Origin of the sequence: Novosphingobium sp. LASN5T, assembly GCF_003856955.1 — a bacterium.
Classification (GTDB): Bacteria; Pseudomonadota; Alphaproteobacteria; order Sphingomonadales; family Sphingomonadaceae; genus Novosphingobium.
In genome coordinates, this window is sequence record NZ_RQSI01000006.1 from 100,540 (window position 1) to 120,345 (window position 19,806).

The window sequence follows — 19,806 nt, forward strand, 5'->3', positions numbered from 1 at the left end:
TCCAGCGGCGCAATGCACGCCCTGTGAAAGAACGCGGTTTAGAGGCTCTCGCGCCAGCGGGCGAGACGGAGGACGGCTTCTTCCAGCATCGCCGCCGGCTTGCAGTGGCACAGGCGCAGGATCGACGTGGGGCCGTCGGGGCCTTCCCACAGCGCGGAGAGCGGGATCGAGGCGACGCCCGCCTCGCGCACCGCGCGCTCGCTGAACGCGCGATCGTCGAGCGCGATGCCCGACGCCGCAAGGTCGATGCAGGCGAACCATGTCGCCGCGTTGTCGAGCACCGCGAAGCCTTCACGGCGCAGGCCGTCGATCAGCACGGCGCGCGAGGCGCCCCAGCTGGCCTGACGCCCGGCGGCGATGGCGGGATCGGCCAGCGCTTCGGCCAGCGCCCACTGGAGCATCGGCGGTGTGGTGAAGGTCAGGAACTGGTGCGCGCGGCCCAGCACGGTGGCCATGGCCGGCGCGGCGACCATCCAGCCGACTTTCCAGCCGGTGGCGCCGAAGATCTTGCCGGCCGATCCGATCTTGATCGTGCGCTCCGCCATGCCGGGCAGGGCCAGCAGCGAACGGTGCGGCTTTCCGTCGAACCGCACGTTCTCCCAGACTTCGTCGCAGATCGCGATCAGGTCGTGCGCCACGCACAGCTCCGCCAGCGCGGCGAGTTCCGCGTCGGACGCGACCGTGCCGGTGGGGTTCAGCGGATCGTTGAGAACGAGCGCGCGGGTGCGGGGCGTGATCGCGGCGGCGATGGCGTCGCGGGAATAGCGCCAGTGCGGCGGGCGCAGCGGTACGAACACCGGTATCCCGCCGGCGCGGCGCACCAGTGGCGCATAGGCGTCGTAAGCCGGGGCGAACAGGATCACCTCGTCGCCGGGGCTGACCACGGCCAGGATCGCGGCGGCTACGGCTTCGGTCGCGCCGGAGGTGACGATCACGTTGTCTCGCGCAAGGGGCAGCCCTTGGGCACGGGCATAGAAGCCGGCCACGGCATCGCGCAGTTCGGCGAGGCCGGCCATCGGCGGATACTGGTGCGAACGTTCGCGCGTGGCGCGGACGACGGCCTCGACCAGTTCGGGCGGCGGCGTATCGTCCGGAAAGCCCTGGCCCAGATTGATCGCGCCCTGTTCGCGGGCAAGGCCGGACATATGTTCGAAGATGGTGACGGGCATCCCGGTATAGACCGGACTGAGGCGTTGCGCGGGCGTGGTCATCGCCGATCGGTCTAGCTTGGAGGCGCGGCGGAAGAAAAGCGCCCTTTCAATGAAAATCACGCGAACGCGGCAGAATGCGGACATCGCGCGGGTGCCGGCGGGCGGCGCCGGGCGGATTGGGCATGGTGGGCCGGATGGCCTCGTCGGCGCGGGAAGGCGGGCCAAGCGCGGCCTGCGTTTCGGACAGATGGGCGAGCATGGCGGTCACGTCGGTCACCCGGCTGGCCATCAGATGCACGACGCCTTCCTTGCTGCGCTGGATTTCGCCTGCGATCACCATCAGCCGCGCGGCCATGACGGCGCGGCGCTGCTTTTCGAAATCGCGCGCCCACAGCAGCGCGTTGACGATTCCCGTCTCGTCCTCAAGCGTGATGAACACCGCGTTGCCCTTGCCCGGCCGCTGGCGGACCAGCACCGCGCCGGCGCAGCGCACGCGCGCGCCGTCCTTCGCGGCGTTGACATCGGCGCAGGAAAGCACGCCCCGCCGGGCAAAGCGCGCGCGCAGGAACTGCATGGGGTGGCCTTTCAGCGACAGGCGGTGCGTCTGGTAATCGGCCGCCACTTCTTCCGAAAGCGGCAGCGCGGGCAGGGCGGGATCGCGTTCGCGGCCCAGTTCGGGCGCGTCCATCGCGGCGAACAGTGGCAGTTGCACCGGCGGCATCCGGCGCACTTCCCACCCCGCCTCGCGCCGGCCATGGCCCAGCGAACCGAGCGCATCGGCATCGGCCAGCAGATGCAGCGCGCGGGGCGGCAGATCGGCGCGGTGGGCCAGCGTCTCGATCGAGACGAAGGGCGCGTCGCCGCGCACGCGGGCGATGGCTTTTGCCCAGTCCTGCCGGAAACCGTCGATCTGGCGCAGGCCCAGCCGCAGCACCCGCGCGCCTTCCAGCGTATTGTCCCACGTGCTCGCGCCCACGTCGATCGGGTGGACGGTAACGCCGTGTTCCCGCGCATCGCGCACGATCTGCGCGGGGGCATAGAAGCCCATCGGCTGGCTGTTGAGCAGCGCGCAGGCGAAGACCGCCGGATAGTGGCATTTCAGCCAGGCGGAGACATAGGCGAGCGAGGCGAAGGCCTGCGCGTGGCTTTCGGGAAAGCCATAGTCGCCGAAGCCCTTGATCTGTTCGAAGCAGCGTTCGGCGAAATCGCGTTCGTAGCCGCGCCGGACCATGCCTTCGACCAGCTTTTCCTCGTAGTTGTGGATCGTGCCGTTGCGGCGGAACGTGGCCATGGCGCGGCGCAGGCCGTCGGCTTCGGCCGGGGAGAACCCGGCGGCGACAATAGCGAGCTTCATCGCCTGTTCCTGAAACAGCGGCACGCCCAGCGTCTTGCCCAGCACGTCGCGCAACTCGCCCGGCGGGCCGGGGAAGACGACGGCTTCCTCGCCGTTGCGCCGCCGCAGGTAAGGGTGGACCATGCCGCCCTGGATCGGACCCGGCCGCACGATGGCAACCTGGATGACAAGGTCATAGAGGGTGGCCGGCTTCATCCGGGGCAGCATGGCGATCTGCGCGCGGCTTTCGACCTGGAAAGTGCCGATGCTGTCTCCCTTCTGGAGCATGGCATAGGTCGCCCCATCGTCCTGCGGCACGGTATCCAGCCGGTGATCGCCCAGCTGCCACTGGCGCATCAGGTCGAAGCTCTTGCGGATGCAGGTGAGCATCCCGAGCGCGAGGACATCGACCTTCATGATCTGCAGTTCGTCGATGTCGTCCTTGTCCCATTCGATGAAGGTGCGATCGGGCATTGCAGCATTGTGGATCGGCACGAGTTCGTCGAGCCGACCCTGGGTCAGCACGAAACCGCCGACGTGCTGCGACAGGTGGCGCGGGAACTGGAGGATCTGGCCGACCAGATCGCGCAGGCGGGCGAGTTCGGGATTGGCGGCATCGAAGCCGGCTTCGCCCAGCCGCGCCTCGGGCAGTTCTCCGCCGCCCCAGCTTCCCCAGATCGTGCCCGAGAGCCGCGCGGTCACATCCTCGGTCAGCCCCAGCGCCTTGCCGACTTCGCGGATCGCGCTGCGCTGGCGATAGTGGATCACCGTGGCGGCGATGCCGGCGCGCTCGCGGCCGTAGCGTTCGTAGATGTACTGGATCACTTCCTCGCGCCGCTCGTGCTCGAAATCGACGTCGATGTCGGGCGGTTCGTTGCGGTTCTCGGACAGGAAGCGCGAGAACAGCAGCTTTTCTTGCACCGGATCGATCGGCGTCACGCCCAGCAGGTAGCAGACCAGCGAATTGGCCGCGCTGCCGCGCCCCTGGCACAGGATCGGCGGATCGAGGCTGCGCGCATGGCGCACCACGTCATGCACGGTCAGGAAGTAATAGGCGTAGGCCCGGTCGCGGATCAGGCGGAATTCCTCGTCCAGCGTCCGGCGGTAGGCGTCGGGCAGGCCATCGGGGAATTTCCGCATGGCCGCTTCGTGGACCAGATGTTCCAGCCAGGCCTGCGGCTCCCAGCCTTGGGGAACGGGTTCGTGCGGGTATTCGTAGCGCAAGTCGTTCAGCGTGAAGGCGATGCAACCGAACAGGTCGCGCGTCGCCGCCAGCGCGTGCGGACAGGCCTGGAACAGACGGGCCATTTCCGCCGGGGGCTTCAGGTGCCGTTCGCCGTTGGCGGCCAGCAGGCGTCCGGCAGTCTGCAAGGTCCGCCCCTCGCGGATGCAGGTCAGCACGTCGTGCAGCGGCCGCGTGTCCGCCGTGGCGTACAGCGCATCGTTGCTGGCGATCGGGGGAACGCCGGTTTGCGTGGCCAGCGCCAGCCGCCGCGCCAGCAGCCGCGCGTCGCGCCCGGCGCGGGGCATGGTGACCGCCAGCCACAGATGCGGGGTGGCCTGCCGCAGCGTGCGCAGCAGCGCGGCATCGCCGTCCATCGCGATCAGCGCCATATCCTCGCAATGGTCGAGCAGATCGGCCAGATTCAGGTGGCACGATCCCTTTTCGGCGCGGCGGTTGCCGACCGTCAGCAGGCGGGTCAGCCGGCCCCAGCCGTGCCGTGTGGTGGGATAGGCGACCACGTCGGGCGTGCCATCGGCAAAGACCAGCCGCGCACCGACGATCAGGTGGAAGCCGCCGCCCGGCCCGCCGACCTGCTTCCACGCGCGATGGGCGCGGACCACGCCGGCCACGGTATTGCGATCGGCGATGCCGATGCCGGCCATGCCGAGCGCGTGCGCCTGCGCCACCATGGCTTCGGCGGACGAGGCACCGCGCAGGAAGCTGAAATTGCTGGCCGCGACCGGTTCGGCGAAAAAGGGCGGCACGGTCATGCGAACAGGCCGTGCAGGAACCAGCGCGGATCGCTTTTTTCGTCGAACAGGCCGTGGCGAAACATCCAGTAGCGGCGGCCTTCGCTATCCTCGATCCGGTAATAATCGCGGGTGAGGCCGCCCAGCTTGCCGAGGTGCCCATCCTGCCGCCGCCACCATTCGGGCGCGATCCGTTCCGGGCCTTCCGCCAGCCGCACCTCGTGGACCTTGCGCCGCCAGCGGAAGCGCTGCGGCGGTCCGTCCGGCACGCCGGCGATCACGGCGACCGGCTGGGGCGGATCGAACAGGGTGAGGGGGCGGAGCGCCACGTCCCTTCCTGAAGCGAGGGGCCATGTCGAAACCGGGGCCGATACCGTGTTCTCGATGGCCGGGCGCAGGCGTTGCGCGGCTTCGGGAATATGCGTGTCGGCGGGGTGCAGGCGCGTGACCCGGTCCGCGCCCAGCCGCACGCTGAGCCGATCGATCAGGGCATCGAGCGTATCATCGGCCGCTGCACGCCCGCCTTCCAGCGCATCCTGCCGGGGGGCAAGCGGTTCCACGCGGGGGACATCGAGCAGGATCGCGTCGAAGCCGAAACCGGGATCGAGCGGATCGGCCAGCGTATCGATGCGTTCGCGCATCAGGCGCAGCACCGTGGCGGGATCGCGCACCGGGTTGCCGGTATCGATCGCGAGCCGCCGCCGCGCGCCGTCGCTGCGCTCCAGCGTGACCGCGAACCGGCGCCCGCCCGCGTGCCGCTGCTCCATCTGGCGCGCGGCCTGCCGCAGCAGGTCCTCGATCACCTCCAGCGCATCGTCGGTGCGGATCAGCGGCTCGGCGAAGCGGGCCTCGGCCCGGACCGGGACGGGGGGCAGGCGCGGGGCGACGGGGCTGGCCGTTTCGCCCAGCAGCTGCCGCAGACGCATGACCGCGCTTTCGCCGAAGCGCGCCGCCAGCCCCGCCTGTGGTCGTCGGGCCAGATCGCCGATCGTGCGCAGCCCCGCGCGGCGCAGCGCGGTCAGGGCATCATCGGGCAGGTCGAGCGCGTTGACGGGCAGGGCGTGGATGTCGCCCCGGTTCCCGTCCGCGCCATGCCGGGCCAGCGCGCGCGCGGCCATGGCGTTGCCGGCGAAAGCATGGCGGGTGGTGGCCCGCGTGGCGGCGAGGACGCGGCGGGCGAGCGCGTCCTCTCCGCCGAACAGGTGCGCGCAGCCGGTCACGTCGAGGATCAGCCCGTCGGGCGGATCGGGCGTGACCACCGGGGTGAAGCGCAGCATGGCCCGGGCCAGGTGATCCAGCGCCTGCCGCTCGGCGGCGGGATCGCACGGCAGCGTCGCCAGCGTGGGGCAGCGCGCCCGTGCGTCCGCCAGCGTCATCCCGGCGGAAAGACCGGCCTTGCGGGCATGGCTGTCCACCTGCGCCAGGCGCAGGGCGTTGCCCGTGCGCATGACCAGCGCGAACGGCTCAGGCGGCGCGGGGAGGGACGAAGCCGCCGCTTCCCGCGCCCGCTCGCACGCCAGGTACGGGAACCACAGTGCCAGACAGCGCCGGTCCGTGATGGAGGGCGCGCTCCGCTTCCCGGAAGGTTCCATGTTCCGCATTCCATTCCAGCCGCCAGCGCAGGCCGCCCATGCCGCCGCGCTGGCGCAACAGTTCCGCTTCGATGGCCGGCCAGCCCGGCGCGTTCGCTTCCAGCGCCGTGGAAGGCGCGCTGGTGATGGCCCAGCGGGTGCGGGCCGCGCTGGGGCGGGGCGGGGCATCGCCACGCAGCACGATCACTCCCTTGCCATCCTGTTCCGCCGCCAGCGCCAGGCGCCGGCTGGTGGTGAGATCGTAGCGCGCCAGCCGGCCCTGCGTTTGCAGCAGGACCGTGCCGACGCCGGGGCAACGGGCCGCTTCCAGCCCCGCACGCAGCAGGTCCAGCTCGCTGGCCGTCCGCACGATTACCAACTGCTCTGGCGCAAGGCCCAGGGCCGCTAGCCCTTCCGCGCAAGGCAGGACGGGAAAAGCCGCGGGGCCGGGGCCGCCGATCAGGAAGATCGCCTGCCCGTGCCTGCCTACCTCATGCCTGTCTTGTGCGCTGTCCCGGCGGATCGTGGAAAACAGGGCGAAGGCCATGGCCGCCGCCCAGTCTTCCGGCGCGGCGTGGATTTCATGGAGCCCACCCGCATCGAGCGGTGGCATCCGTGCGGAAACCCGTTCCCTTGCCTCGGGCCGCAAGGGCCGGCCGAGTGGAAAGACGTTGCCAGTCATACTCCGAATCACATAATTGTTCTCTTTATGTTCCAACTTTGAGGGGGATTTGTCCATCGCCGATGATGGAGTGGGGACGAACGTCTAAAGCAGCGCCCAGCCGGCCAGCGCCGCACCCGATGCCACCAGCGAAGCGGCGAGCGGCAAGGCGGCGCGCACGCCGCCGGCGCGCCAGCCGATTACCGCGGTCATGCCGGCCTTGACCGCGGTATTGGCCAGGATCGGGGCGGAAAGGACAAGACCGGCGGTGCGCCCGTCCAGCGCGTCGGCGGGAAGGTTGGCGAGCGTCAGCACGGCCGCGTCCACGTCGGACACGCCGATCAGTCCCAACACCACCGCGATGCCGCTGCTGCCGAAGCGGGACAGCGCCCAACGCGCCGCCAGCGACAGCACGGCGACCAGTCCCGCCAGCAGCAGAGCGGGGGTAAAGCTAAGCGGATTGCCCAGCGTTACTTCCCCGGTTCGCGTTTCCTGTCTGCGCCAGGCGATCAGCGCCAGCAGCCCGGCAACGAGCGTGGCAGGCGCCATGGCTACCGCAAGCGAGGGCAGGGCACGCGGCACGAGTGCCAGCACCAGCAGCTGCACGCGCACGAACATGACGATGGAAGCCAGCGCGATTCCGGCGGTCAGGGCCCCGCGCGCTTCGGGTTCGGAACGCAAACGGCGCGCATATTCCGCCGTCACCGCCGTCGACGAGACGATGGCCCCGGTCAGCGCGACGAACAGGATGCCGCGATTGGTCCCGTAGCGCCGCGTCACGACATAACCCGCGAACGACAGTCCGGTCACGAAGACCACGACCAGCCAGATACGGCGCGGGTTCCACGCCTCGTAGGGGCCATAGGCAGCATCCGGAAGCAAGGGGAGCACGACCAGCGCGACCAGTACGAAGCGGGCGGCCGCCTCCACCTCCTCGGCGTTCAGGCCCCTGAGCAGCGCATGCATCGATTGCCGGCCACTTAGGATCGCGAACATTGCCGCCGCCGCGCCGAGCGCCACGGTCGGCGAAATACGCACCGCGACCAGCCCAACGCCGAATGTCAGCATCGCCGCGATCGTCGTCGTGGCGGACAGCCGGTTTTCGCGCATGGTGCGGACATAGCCGACGACAAGGACCGCCAGCGTGCCGAGGCCGATGACCGCAGCCAGGCCATCGCCCAGCAATCCCGCGATGCCGCCCAGCAGACCGATAAGCCCGAACGTGCGGAACCCCGCGACCCGGTTGCCTTCGCCTTCTGCGCGCTGGCTGAAGCCGCGTTCGATCCCCACCAGCAGCCCGGCGGCAACCGCGGCAAGCAGGCCGATGAGGGAAGACGGCGCCGCCATCAACGGGTCAGACGCTCGCGCCCACCAGTCGGCCGATCCCGGCGGTAATGGCCATGGCCAGCGCCCCCCAGAACACCACGCGCAAGACCGGCCGCGCCGGGCTGGCCCCGCCCGCCCGCGCACCGATCCAGCCGAGCAGGGCGAGGAACAGGATCGACCCCACCGCTTCGCCCGCCACGGTCACGCCTGCGGGCAGAACCGCGGCAAGGATAACCGGCAGCAGCGCTCCGGCGGTGAAGGTCGCCGCAGAGGTGAAGGCGGCCGTGACCGGGCGCGCGGTCGTCAGTTCGGTGATGTGCAGTTCGTCGCGGGCATGGGCGCCCAAGGCATCCCGCGCCATCATCTGCGCGGCGACGCTGCGCGCCAGATCGGGTTCCACCCCGCGTTCGACATAGAAGCCGGCCAGTTCATCGAGTTCGGCTTCGGGCTGGGTCGCCAGTTCCTGCCGTTCGCGATCCAGGTCGGCGCGTTCGGTGTCGGACTGGGAGCTGACAGAGACATATTCGCCAGCGGCCATCGACATCGCCCCGGCGACCAGCCCGGCGATTCCCGAAACCAGCAGCGAGGAGCGTGAAGCGCCCGATGCCGACACGCCGATGATCAGGCTGGCGGTGGAGACGATGCCGTCGTTGGCGCCCAGCACGGCCGCGCGCAGCCAGCCGATCCGGGCGACGAGATGGCTTTCGCGATGATGTGGCATCAGGGGACGGCGCAAGGCGGTTCCTTTCCTTTGGTTGCGACGGTCTTACACCGCCATGGAGGGGCGTGCCACGTCGCATACGTCCTATAACCCCAGGTTATAGAGGGCGCCCCTCTTTGGGCTTGGCGATGGCGCCACAACCCGCGAAACCGGCGGCGCAGCGAAGCGAGGAAACAGCATGATACCCGGCCCCTATCTGGTCTATCTTGGCGCGGTTACCGATCCGCTGGCCGCCAAGACGGCGCGTGGCATCGCGTTCTGGCGTCCCGGCATGGCGATTGCCGAAATGGCCGAACCGGGCTGCCCGGTCACGGTGGGCCTGCCCCGGATGAGCCTTGCCGAAGCCGTGGCGGCCGGCGCGCGGACGGCGGTGCTGGGCTATGCCAATGCCGGCGGGGTGATGGACGCGGGAACGGTTGCCTTCTGCCTGGAAGCCCTGCGCGCCGGGCTGCATGTCGCTTCGGGCCTGCACGCGCGCCTTGCCGGCAATCCGGCGATACGGGCCGCGGCGCAAGCCGCCGGGCTTTCGCTGTTCGACGTGCGCGAACCGCCCGCTTCGCTGCCGCTCGGCACCGGGCGCAAGCGGGCGGGGAACCGGCTGATAACGGTGGGCACCGACTGTGCGGTCGGCAAGATGTATTCCACGCTGGCGATCGAGCGCGAACTGCGCGGTCGGGGTGTTGCGGCCGATTTCCGCGCCACGGGGCAGACCGGCATCCTGATCGCCGGCTCGGGCGTGCCGATCGATGCGGTGATCGCCGATTTCATCGCCGGTGCCGCCGAATGGCTTGCGCCGGATCGCCACGATGGCGGCTGGGATCTGATCGAGGGGCAGGGCTCGCTGTTCCATCCCGCCTATGCCGGCGTTTCGCTGGGCCTGCTGCACGGCGCGCAGGCGAGGGCGCTGGTGTTGTGCCACGAGGCGGGGCGCGAGACGATCCGCCATGCTGGGGACTATCCGGTGCCGGTGCTGGCCGAATGCCTGGCGCGCAACCTGGAAGCCGCGCGCCTGACCAGCCCGGATGTGATCGCGGTGGGCGTCGCGGTCAACACGTCGGCGCTGCCAGCGCAGGAAGCGCAGGCATACTGCCGGCGCGTGGAGGATGAACTGGGTCTTCCGTGCCAGGACCCGGTGGCGATGGGTGTGGATCGGATCGTGGATCGGCTGCTGGCATGTTGCGCAGCGTAGATATTCGCGTCGAATGCTGGCCCTTGCGCGCGCCGTTCCGGATAGCGCGGGGCACGCGCACGGACATCGCGGTGGTGGTCGTCACGATCGGCGAAGGGAGCGTGGCCGGGCCGGGCGTTGTCGGGCGGGGCGAGGGCACGCCGTCCGCCCGCTACGGCGAGACGCCGGAATCCGTGCGTATGCAGATTGAAGCCGCGATACCGGCGCTGCAGGCCGGTTGCGACCGCGCGGCGCTGCGCACGCTGATGCCGCCCGGCAGCGCGCGCAATGCGATCGATGCCGCGCTGTGGGATCTGGAGGCACGCCATGCCCGAAACATCGCGCCCGTACTGCCGCCTCTCACCAGCGCGCAAACCGTCTCGATCGACCGGCCCGAGGCGATGGCGCGGGCGGCGCACAAGCTGGCGCGGGCGCGGCTGGTCAAGGTCAAGGTCGATACCGCTGATCCGGAAGCCTGCCTGCGCGCGGTGCGGTGCAGTCTGCCGGACACGACGCTGATCGTCGATGCCAACGAAGCCTGGACGATGCCGCTGCTGGTGGCGATGCAGCCGGTGCTGGCGGAACTGGGCATTGCGCTACTGGAACAGCCGTTGCCGGCCGGGCAGGATGGCGCGTTGGCAGGCTTCACGGCGCAGGTGCCGATCTGTGCCGACGAATCCTGCCACGTCGCTGCCGATATCCCTCGGTTGCGCGGGCTTTACCGGTTCGTGAACATCAAGCTCGACAAGACAGGCGGACTGACCGAGGCGCTGGCGCTGTACGACGCGGCGCGGGCCGCAGGCTTGGGCGTGATGGTCGGCTGCATGCTGGCGACCTCGCTCGGCATAGCGCCGGCGCTGCGGATCGCCGCACGCGCCGATTTCGTCGATGTCGACGGCCCGTGGTGGCTGCTCGAGGACCGGTCGGGTGGGTTGCGCGTGTTGGACGATGGCGTTGTCGTACCGCCGCAGCCGGGCTTCTGGGGCGGTATTGCCTGAGGATCGGGCTTGCCAGGCGCGGACGTGCCCATAAGGTCGCCGCATGATCAGCCTGCGGCATATCGAGGTGTTCCACGCCGTCTATCAGACCGGCTCGCTCAGTGGCGCGGCGCGATTGCTGGGCGTGTCGCAGCCATCGGTGGGCAAGGTGCTGCGCCACGCCGAAACGCGGCTGGGCTTCGCGCTGTTCCGCGTGGTCAAGGGGCGGCTGGTACCGACCGACGAGGCGCACGAACTGTTCGCGGATGCCAGTGCGGTGCGGCACAGCGTCGACATGCTGCGCGAATCCGCGCGCAACCTGCGCCGGATCGAGCAAGGCCGGCTGCGCGTGGCGATGATCCATTCGCTGGGGCTGGAGGTGGTTCCTGATGCGGTGGCCGCGTTCGCCGCGCGGCATCCTGGCGTTTCGATCGATTTGCGGACGCTGCACAGCGAGGAACTGGTCGAGGCGCTGCAGGCCCGCACCAGCGATATCGTGATCGGCTATGACGCGCCGCGCCACCCCCGGCTGGCGCCCGTCATGCTCGGGACCGGTCAGATCGTGTTGTTGTTTCGCCGGCAGGATATTCCCGATCCTCCGGAGCGGATCGCGCTGGAGGACGTCCGCCACCTGCGCGTGATCGAACTGCTCAACGACGGCACCATCGGCAGGTTGCTGAGCCGTCGGCAGCCCACCGCGGATGACGGCGCCCCGGTGATCCAGACGAAGACCTATTTCGTGGCGGCGGCCCTGGTCGAACGCGGGCTGGGCGTGGCGATCATGGACGAATTCACCGCCCGGGCCTGTGCCAGCGAAGCCATGGATTATCGCCCGTTGAACGAAGCGATGCGCTTTGATGTGATTGCGGCGCATCTCGAAGACCGGCCGCTTTCCACCGTTTCGCACCATTTCCTCGAATGTGTCCGGGGCGCTTTGGCCACGCGGTGAGGGCACCTTTGCCCTTGCCTGATGCCCGTTCCTGTGTAGTTTAACTGATCGATTAAAAGAGGGTGGCGGCGCGCGCTGGATCTTGGCCGAACGCCGCGGGAAAAGGGGTGCGTGAAATGTCGATCCTTCTTGACGAGGGACAGCAGGCGATTGCGACGGAGTGCCGGCGCGTGCTGGAGGCGCGGTCAGACAAGGGGCGCTTGCTGGGCTTGCTGGAGCAGGTGGGCGCTTGCGACGCGGTGTTCCGGGATACGGCGGTGGAGCAGGGCTGGACGGCGCTGGCGATCGCGGAGGAGCATGGCGGGCTTGGTCTGGGCCTGATCGAGCTGGGGCTGGTGGCGCAGGCGGCAGGTGGGGTAATCGCGGGCGCGCCGTTCCTGACGGTGGGCTATGGTGCGGCGCGGGTGCTGGCCGAGGCTGGATCGGCCGAGGTGCAGGCGGCATGGCTCCCCCGGCTGGCGAGTGGCGAGGCGACGGCGACGGTGGCCTTCGCGGAAGGCAATGCGCCGCTGCCGCCACGCCCGACCACGGTCTTCGCGGCCGGTCGGCTGACGGGCGTCAAGGAAGGTGTGGTGGCCGGGCTTGCCGCGGACATCGCGGTGGTCTGGGCCATGAACGAGGGTGAGCCGGCGCTGGTGCTCGTCGAACTCTCAGGTGCCACGCGCAACCCGGTGGATGGCTTCGACAACAGCCGCCTCTATGCCGACCTCGCCTTTGCCGAGGCGCCGGCTACGCTGCTCGCGCGGGGCGGGGCGGCCCGCGCGCTCGCGCTGGACGTGCTGGCGCGGATGGCGGTGGTGACGGCGCACGAGCAGACCGGCGGGGCCGAGGCGCTGCTGACGATCGCGCGCGATTATGCCGTGACACGCAAGGCCTTCGGCCAGCCGATCGGCGCGTTTCAGTCGGTCAAGCACCGCATCGCCGAGCTGTACGGGCTGGTCGAGATCGCGAGGGCCAACTGCATCCACGCGGCGGCGCTGGCGGATGCTGCTGACGGGACGCCCAATGGGACAGCCAACTTCCTCATCGCGGCGGCGGATGCGCGGATTTCCGCGACCGAGGCCTATGACACCGCCGCGCGCGATTGCGTGCAGATCCACGGCGGGATCGGCGTGACCTGGGAGCAGGGGCTGCATCTGCACATGCGCCGCGCGCGCAGCTTGGCGATCGAGCAGGGCAACCTGCTGTTCTGGGAAGATCTGCTGGTCGATCACCTGACGGGAGAAGTGGCATGAGCGATTACGAAGCCTTCCGCGCCCGCGCCCGCACGTGGCTGCAATCGGTGGTGGGCGAGTTCGGGCGCGAGGCCCGGCGCGGGCTGGACGTGGAGCAGGATCTGGCGCTGGGCCGGCGCTATCTGGCGGCGCGGTTCGACGCGGGCTTCGCCGGGATCAACTGGCCCACGGAGATGGGCGGGCAGGGCCTGACCCACATCGAGAAAGTGATCTTCGATACCGAGGAGATGGGCTTCGGGATGCCCACGGCCTATTTCGGCATTTCGCTGGGGATGCCGGTGCCGATCCTGATGCGCTTCTGCGAGGACAAGGCCTTCGTCAAGGAACGGGTGCTCAAGGCGCTGCGCGGCGAGGAGATCTGGTGCCAGCTGTTCTCCGAACCGGCGGGCGGATCGGATCTGGCCGGCCTGCGCACCCGCGCCGAAGTGGACGGCAACGGCTGGAAGCTCAACGGGCAGAAGGTGTGGACCAGCTGGGCGCAGTATTGCGACTATGGCGTGATCGTGGCGCGGACCGATCCCACGGTGCCGAAGCACAAGGGGCTGACCTACTACTGGGTGGACATGAAGGCGCCCGGCGTCGAGGTCCGTCCGATCAAGCTGGCGGGCGGGGACAGCCACGTCAACGAGGTGTTCTTCGACGACGTGCGGCTGGAGGATAGCCAGCGGATGAGCCCGGTGGGCGGCGGCTTCGCGGTGGCGATGGCGACGCTGATGATCGAGCGCTACGTGGCGACCGACAGCGGCGGCTTCGGCCCGCATCTCGACCTGTTCGTGGATCTGGCGCGGGACGTGGAAGTCAACGGCCGCCCGGCGATCGCGGACGGCCGCATCCGGTCGCAGATCGCGCGCAACCACGCGATGCGTGCGGGGCTGGAATCGATCACCACGCGCGCCATGCTGATGATGCAGGCGGGGATGGAACCGGGGCCGGAAGGCTCGCTGAACAAGCTGGTCGCGGTGCGCAGTCGGCAGAAGCTGTCGGAACTGGCGATCGACCTGCAGGGCAACGCCGGCCTCGCGTTCGATCCGCATGCCTCGCAGAAGGAGAACTGGACCGCGAGCTGGCTCAACGCCCCCACCGGGCGGATCGCCGGTGGCGCGGACGAGATGCTGCTGAACACCATCGCCGAACGCATCCTGGGCCTGCCGCAGGACCATCGCCCGGACAAGGGCGTGCCGTTCAACCAGATCCCCGCGTAAGGACGATAGCGCAGGCATGACCGAAAACGAGGACATGGCGGAAATCCGCCGCGCGGTACAGGCGCTGTGCGCGGATTTTCCGGGCGAATACTGGCGGGACAAGGACCGCGACCGCGCCTATCCGGCGGAGTTCGTGGACGCGCTGACGCGGTCCGGGTTCCTGGCGGCGCTGATCCCGCCGGAATACGGCGGTTCGGGCCTGAAGCTCGATGCGGCCGCGGTGATCATGGAGGAAATTCAGGCATCGGGCTGCAACGGGGCCTCGGCCCATGCGCAGATGTACATCATGAACACCCTGCTGCGCTATGGCAGCGCGGAGCAGAAGCAGCGCTATCTGCCCGGGATCGCCAGCGGGGAATTGCGGTTGCAGGCGTTCGGCGTCTCGGAACCGACCAGTGGGACGGACACGCTTTCGCTGCGCACGGTGGCGGTGCGGGATGGCGATCACTACGTGGTCAACGGCCAGAAGATCTGGACCAGCCGCGCCGAATATTCCGACCTCATGCTGCTGCTGGCACGGACCACGCCGCGCGATGCGGTGGCCAAGCGGACCGAAGGGCTTTCGATCTTCCTGGTCGACATGCGCGAGGCGGTGGGCAAGGGCATGACGATCAAGCCGATCCGCACGATGATGAACCATTCGACGACCGAAGTGTTCTTCGACGACCTGCGCATCCCGGCTTCCGCTCTGATCGGAGAGGAGGGGCAGGGCTTCCGCTACATTCTTTCGGGGATGAACGCCGAACGCATCCTGATCGCCTCGGAATGCGTCGGCGATGCCAAGTGGTTCATCGCGCGGGCCAGCGACTATGCCCGCGAGCGCAAGGTGTTCGGCCGGGCGATCGGGCAGAACCAGGGCATTCAGTTCCCGATCGCCCGCGCCTATGCGCAGATGCGCGCGGCCGAGCTGATGGTCCACCACGCGGCGCAGGTCTATGACAGCGGCGGCAATCCGGGTGCGGAGGCGAACATGGCCAAGCTGCTGGCAAGCGAGGCAAGCTGGGCCGCCGCTGACATGTGCGTGCAGACCTTCGGCGGCTTCGGCTTTGCCGAGGAATACGACGTGGAGCGCAAGTTCCGCGAGGCGCGGCTCTATACCGTGGCGCCGATCAGCACCAACCTGATCCTCAGCTATCTTGCCGAGCATGTGCTGGGGCTGCCGCGCAGCTACTGACGAACACGGGAGAGGACGAACAATGGCTTTCAAGACGCGCATTACCGAGATGCTGGGGATCGAGCATCCGATCGTGCAGGGCGGGATGATGAACGTGGGCTATGCCGAACTGGCGAGCGCGGTCTCGAACGCGGGCGGGCTTGGCATCATCACCGCGCTGACCCAGCCGACGCCGGACAAGCTGCGCGAGGAGATCGAGCGCACCCGGGCGATGACGGACAAGCCGTTCGGCGTGAACATGACGATCTTCCCGACGGTCAATTCGCCCGACTACAAGGCCTATGCGCAGGCGATCATTGATGGCGGCGTGAAGATCGTGGAAACGGCGGGCACGCAGGCGGTGCGCGAGATCTGGGAAATGCTCAAGCCGCATGGCGTGACAATCCTGCACAAGTGCACGGCGGTGCGCCACGCGCTGTCGGCGGAGAAGGCGGGGTGCGATATCGTCTCGATCGACGGCTTCGAATGCGCCGGCCACCCTGGCGAGGACGACATTCCCGGCCTGATCCTGATCCCGGCGGCGGCGGACAAGGTGAAGATTCCGCTGCTGGCCTCGGGCGGCTTCGGCGACGGGCGCGGGCTGGTCGCGGCGCTGAGCCTGGGCGCGGAAGGGATCAACATGGGCACGCGGTTCTGCGCGACGCAGGAAGCGCCGATCCACGCCAACGTGAAACAGGCCTATATCGACAACGACGAACGCGGCAGCTTCCTGATCTTCCGCAACTTCAAGAACACCGCGCGCGTGGGGCGCAGCGCGGTATCGGAAGAAGTGGTGCGGCGCCTGTCGCAGCCCGATGCGGTGTTCGAGGACGTGCGCGAACTCGTCTCCGGCGTGGCCGGCAAGGAGCTTCTCCAGACCGGCGACCTGACCAAGGGTGTGTTCTGGGCCGGCATGGTCCAGGGCCTGATCCACGATGTGCCGACCTGCCAGGACCTGATCGACCGCATCATCCACGATGCTGAAAACATCGTCCGCCAAAGGCTCGATCGCTTCCTGGCCTGAGGTTCGGCGCTTGCAGCACTGACGCGCGGCCCGTTGCCCGTTATACCCCCCTTCTGCCGCATCGCCGTTGCGGGGCGGCGAAGAGGGGCGGCCAGAGGGGGAGTGGGCCTTTGTCGGAAATGCCGGTGCCGAAGATGAAGATCCTCTGGGCCAGCGTGTTCAGCCTGCTCGATACGTCGAGCGGCGCGGCGATCGCGATCCGCGAAATGCTGATGCAACTCGTCCATCGGGGGCACGAAGTCGATATTCTGGGGGCCACCGTTTTCGATCACCCCGCGGGCGTCTCGCGCATCGCCGATTCCTGGGACGAGGTGCGCGCACGGGCGGGGCAGTGGGTGAACGTGGACGACGGCCCGCTCCGGCATCGGCTCTACGTGACCGGGGAGACCGCGCGCCCGCTGCTGACATCGCGCGAGGAAGGCGACTGGCATGAGGCGCTGCTGGGCCGGCTGGACGCATTCGGGCCGGATATCGTGTTCTTTTATGGCGGGCAGACGCTGGAGATGCTGACCGCGATCGACGCGCACCGTGCCGGCGCGGGCGTGGCCGCCTATCTGGGCAACGGGCATTTCCATGGCAAGCGCTGGTGCCGGGATATCGACCTGTTGCTGACCGCCAGCGAGACCAATGCGGCGTTCTATCGCGAGCGCGAAGGTTACGAAGTGTGCCCCGTGGGCGTGTTCATCGATCCTGCTGCCGTGGTGGCGCAGCACCCCCAGCCTGACCGGATCCTGTTCGTCAACCCAACCCTGGAGAAAGGGGCGGCCGTTGTCTGTCGCATGGCCATGTTGCTGGAACGCCGCCGGCCGGACATCGTCTTCGAGGTGGTAGAGGCGCGCGGCAAGTGGGAGGACATCGTCCGGCTGGTGACGGCCGCGTTCGGAGAACCCCGCGACAGCCTGTCGAACGTGGTGGTAACCCGCAACACGGTGGACATGCGGCCCCTCTATGGCCGGGCGCGCTGCCTGCTGGTGCCGACGCTGTGCTGGGAAAGCGCAGGACGGGTGATCGTGGAAGCCATGCTCAACGGCATTCCGCCGATTGTCAGCAACCGGGGCGGGCCGCCAGAGATGCTGGGCGAAGGCGGCTTGCGCATCGAATTTCCGCCGGCCTGCTACGAGCCGCCCTATGCCGAGCTTCCCAGCGACCGTTTTCTCGAACAGATTATCGAGAAGATCGTGGCGTTTGTCGATGATCCCGGCTTCCATGGCCATTTTTCGAGCCACGCCCGCCTTTTGGCCGCAACGAAACACGATATTCGCCACAATACCGATGTCCTGGAGCGGGAATTCGCCGCGCTTGCCGCCCGGCGCACGGGCAGTGCCTTATAAACCCCTGGACGGAATTACACGTATGTGTAATTAGTCAAGCTAACAATGTGTGGGAAAGAGGACGCTTGGCGATGGGTGGCATGGTGGAGCCGATCGAAGGCGATGCGATCGAGGATAGCGCGCGCGCGGCGCCGGCGCTGATCCGCTATCTGGCCGAGGGCGACTACGTCACGCGCCGCTACGTGAGCCGTGGCGCGGAGATCAACACCGGTGACTATGTGGACCACGCGATGGTGGTGCTCGACGGGATGCCGATCCGCGATCATTTCACGCTGGACCGTCATGGCTTCATGATCGGCCGGCATCGCTCCGCCATCACCGATTTCCACGACAGGGCGGCGGTGGACGCGGGCTATCTGCGCGAGGTGGAGCAACTCGTCGCGCGCCTGTGCGGGGCGGATCGCGTGGCCGCGCAGGGGTGGATGATCCGCACCTCGGCCGATCTCAGCGCGCGGGCCAAGGAGAAGGTCGAGAATTACCAGCACGCCGGCGGCATCCAGCCCCCGGCGGGCGAAGCGCATGTCGACTACAACGAGATTACCGGCCGTCGCGCAGCGGCGCGGATTCACGGCCAGGCGTTCCCCGATGCGCCGCCCTATGCCCGCTACATCTGCTTCTCGCTATGGCGCACGTTTTCGCCGGGGCCGCAGGACTGGCCGCTGGCGGTATGCGACGGGCGCACGGTGCGCGACGAGGAAACCGCCTCCAACACGCTGTTCGTGGTCGATGAATTCCCGGCCGGCGATGCGCTGACCGCGCCGGTGGAGGGCGAGGAGGACATGATCGCCGCCACGATCTTCCGTTACCGGCCGCGCCATCGCTGGTGGTATTTCTCCAACATGGCAGCCGATGACGTGCTGCTGTTCAAGTTCCAGGACAGCGACCATTCCGTGACCTGGCGCTGCCCGCACACCGCCTTCCACGATACCAGCCTGCCCGATGCGAAGACCCGCTCCAGCATCGAGGTGCGCTGCGTGGCCTATTTTGACCGGGCCTAGGCGGCTTGGATAAATTCAGGAGCAATTGGGGCGACCGAGAAGGGTTGGTTAGCTGCGGTGCGTCTGCGGTGTTATGCCGAGTTCTATGAACGAGCGCTACGAACCTGCTTCCGATTTCCTGAAAGCAATAATCGCTGAGGAAGTGCCGCTGTCAGGCTCCGCCTTTGCTGATGCCAATCTGGGGCGGCTTATCTCGCTGACGCAGGATCGGGACCTTTCGAACCGGGATTGGGCTACGATGCTCCTTGCATCGGAGGAAGTGGACACGCCCGTGATCCGGGATGCGTTGCTTGCGGCTCTTCGCGACGAAAACGATGTGGTAAGAGCGGAGGCGCTGCTGGGTTTAGCCAGGCGAGACCCGGTTCTGGCAATCCCATTCGCTTTGGAAGCGCTGTCTAACGAGCAGGCGTGCATGGCCGTCTTCGAGGCCGCCGAACTGATCGCGGATCCGGCGCTGGCAGATGCGCTTCTGCCCTGGACTGAGCCATCCGACAACGAATGGCTAGACAAACTTGCTCGTGACGCGTTGGCAGCTTGCGAGAGGGGCTCGTCGGCGACCTAGGTGCTGTTACGTCCGCAACTGGCGCAATCTGTCATTCGATTTGTCCACGCGTCCTGGGATTCTCTCCTTAGGGCCAGGGACCCTAAAGCCCGGCTATCCCGTGGCGAACGATTTCGCGCTATTCACCCCGCGGCGGCGCGGCTAGGGGCCGGTGTCGCACACCCGCCACCCGGGAGATGGCATGATACTGTTCAGGGGCCACGAGACACACTCGCGCTCACTCATCAAGGGCATCAGCTGGCGCGCGCTCGGCAGCATCGATACCTTCCTGCTGAGCTGGTTCTTCACCAGCAACGCCAAGGCCGCCGGCGCCATCGCCAGCACCGAGATTATCACCAAGATCCTCCTCTACTATTTCCACGAACGCGCGTGGGCTTCGGTCAACTGGGGCGCCAAGCGCGAACCGGAGGCCGAGGAGGGCGATGTTCTGGCCGGTATCGTCAGCGGCGCCGACGCGACCTGACTTGACC

Annotated in this window: 17 protein-coding genes; 11 read left to right on the forward strand and 6 right to left on the reverse strand. The window is 68.3% G+C overall.

The annotated features are described in order from the left end of the window. Positions 1 to 38: 38 nt before the first annotated feature. From EH199_RS06490 to EH199_RS06510, 6 genes are all read right to left on the reverse strand, one after another. Complete coding sequence (locus tag EH199_RS06490; RefSeq protein ID WP_124808464.1) at positions 39 to 1,211, reverse strand: aminotransferase; 1,173 nt, start codon at positions 1,209 to 1,211, stop codon at positions 39 to 41. Between the two features lie 46 nt (positions 1,212 to 1,257). Next, complete coding sequence (locus EH199_RS06495) at positions 1,258 to 4,479, reverse strand: error-prone DNA polymerase (RefSeq protein WP_124808465.1); 3,222 nt, start codon at positions 4,477 to 4,479, stop codon at positions 1,258 to 1,260. Further along, positions 4,476 to 5,906: a DNA polymerase Y family protein gene (locus tag EH199_RS06500; protein ID WP_255420444.1), complete on the reverse strand. Its 1,431-nt coding sequence runs from the start codon at positions 5,904 to 5,906 to the stop codon at positions 4,476 to 4,478. Before EH199_RS06500 ends, EH199_RS06495 begins: the two co-directional genes overlap by 4 nt. 16 nt (positions 5,907 to 5,922) lie before the next feature. Continuing rightward, positions 5,923 to 6,711, reverse strand: coding sequence for an ImuA family protein (locus tag EH199_RS24620; RefSeq protein WP_223806504.1), 789 nt, complete (start codon positions 6,709 to 6,711; stop codon positions 5,923 to 5,925). Positions 6,712 to 6,795: 84 nt separating this feature from the next. Beyond that, complete coding sequence (locus tag EH199_RS06505; RefSeq protein WP_124808467.1) at positions 6,796 to 8,037, reverse strand: DUF4010 domain-containing protein; 1,242 nt, start codon at positions 8,035 to 8,037, stop codon at positions 6,796 to 6,798. 7 nt (positions 8,038 to 8,044) lie between these two features. Continuing rightward, positions 8,045 to 8,737 carry a VIT family protein gene (locus EH199_RS06510; protein WP_190287168.1) on the reverse strand — a complete coding sequence of 231 codons (693 nt, stop codon included), beginning with the start codon at positions 8,735 to 8,737 and terminating at the stop codon, positions 8,045 to 8,047. A gap of 178 nt (positions 8,738 to 8,915) precedes the next feature. On the opposite strand from EH199_RS06510, the gene dgcN reads away from it, so the two are divergent. The 11 genes from dgcN to EH199_RS06565 all read left to right on the forward strand — a co-directional run bounded on the left by dgcN (position 8,916) and on the right by EH199_RS06565 (position 19,799). Further along, the gene (dgcN, locus tag EH199_RS06515) at positions 8,916 to 9,926 is read left to right on the forward strand and encodes an N-acetyltransferase DgcN (RefSeq protein ID WP_124808468.1); all 1,011 of its coding nucleotides are present in this window, start codon (positions 8,916 to 8,918) and stop codon (positions 9,924 to 9,926) included. Then, positions 9,911 to 10,903: an N-acetyl-D-Glu racemase DgcA gene (dgcA, locus tag EH199_RS06520; RefSeq protein ID WP_124808469.1), complete on the forward strand. Its 993-nt coding sequence runs from the start codon at positions 9,911 to 9,913 to the stop codon at positions 10,901 to 10,903. The genes dgcN and dgcA overlap by 16 nt, the downstream gene beginning before the upstream one ends. 43 nt (positions 10,904 to 10,946) lie before the next feature. Then, entirely contained in the window at positions 10,947 to 11,831 is an 885-nt protein-coding gene (locus tag EH199_RS06525; RefSeq protein WP_124808470.1) for a LysR family transcriptional regulator, read from the forward strand. A 116-nt stretch (positions 11,832 to 11,947) separates the two neighbouring features. After that, complete coding sequence (locus EH199_RS06530; RefSeq protein WP_124808471.1) at positions 11,948 to 13,066, forward strand: acyl-CoA dehydrogenase family protein; 1,119 nt, start codon at positions 11,948 to 11,950, stop codon at positions 13,064 to 13,066. Further along, on the forward strand, positions 13,063 to 14,268 hold the full coding sequence (locus EH199_RS06535) for an acyl-CoA dehydrogenase family protein (protein ID WP_124808472.1): 1,206 nt from the start codon (positions 13,063 to 13,065) through the stop codon (positions 14,266 to 14,268). Before EH199_RS06530 ends, EH199_RS06535 begins: the two co-directional genes overlap by 4 nt. Before the next feature lie 16 nt (positions 14,269 to 14,284). Next, positions 14,285 to 15,442: an acyl-CoA dehydrogenase family protein gene (locus EH199_RS06540; RefSeq protein WP_124808473.1), complete on the forward strand. Its 1,158-nt coding sequence runs from the start codon at positions 14,285 to 14,287 to the stop codon at positions 15,440 to 15,442. Between the two features lie 22 nt (positions 15,443 to 15,464). Continuing rightward, a complete protein-coding gene (locus tag EH199_RS06545) occupies positions 15,465 to 16,445 on the forward strand; it encodes a nitronate monooxygenase family protein (RefSeq protein WP_124808474.1) in 981 nt (326 codons plus the stop codon). Positions 16,446 to 16,579: 134 nt separating this feature from the next. After that, entirely contained in the window at positions 16,580 to 17,776 is a 1,197-nt protein-coding gene (locus tag EH199_RS06550; protein ID WP_223806512.1) for a glycosyltransferase family 4 protein, read from the forward strand. A 71-nt stretch (positions 17,777 to 17,847) separates the two neighbouring features. Continuing rightward, positions 17,848 to 18,774 (forward strand): CmcJ/NvfI family oxidoreductase, encoded by a 927-nt coding sequence (locus EH199_RS06555; protein ID WP_223806505.1) that lies wholly within the window; start codon positions 17,848 to 17,850, stop codon positions 18,772 to 18,774. Between the two features lie 85 nt (positions 18,775 to 18,859). Next, a complete protein-coding gene (locus EH199_RS06560; RefSeq protein WP_124808476.1) occupies positions 18,860 to 19,336 on the forward strand; it encodes a lyase in 477 nt (158 codons plus the stop codon). 181 nt (positions 19,337 to 19,517) lie between these two features. Beyond that, the gene (locus tag EH199_RS06565; RefSeq protein WP_124808477.1) at positions 19,518 to 19,799 is read left to right on the forward strand and encodes a DUF2061 domain-containing protein; all 282 of its coding nucleotides are present in this window, start codon (positions 19,518 to 19,520) and stop codon (positions 19,797 to 19,799) included. The last annotated feature ends 7 nt before the right edge of the window (positions 19,800 to 19,806 follow it).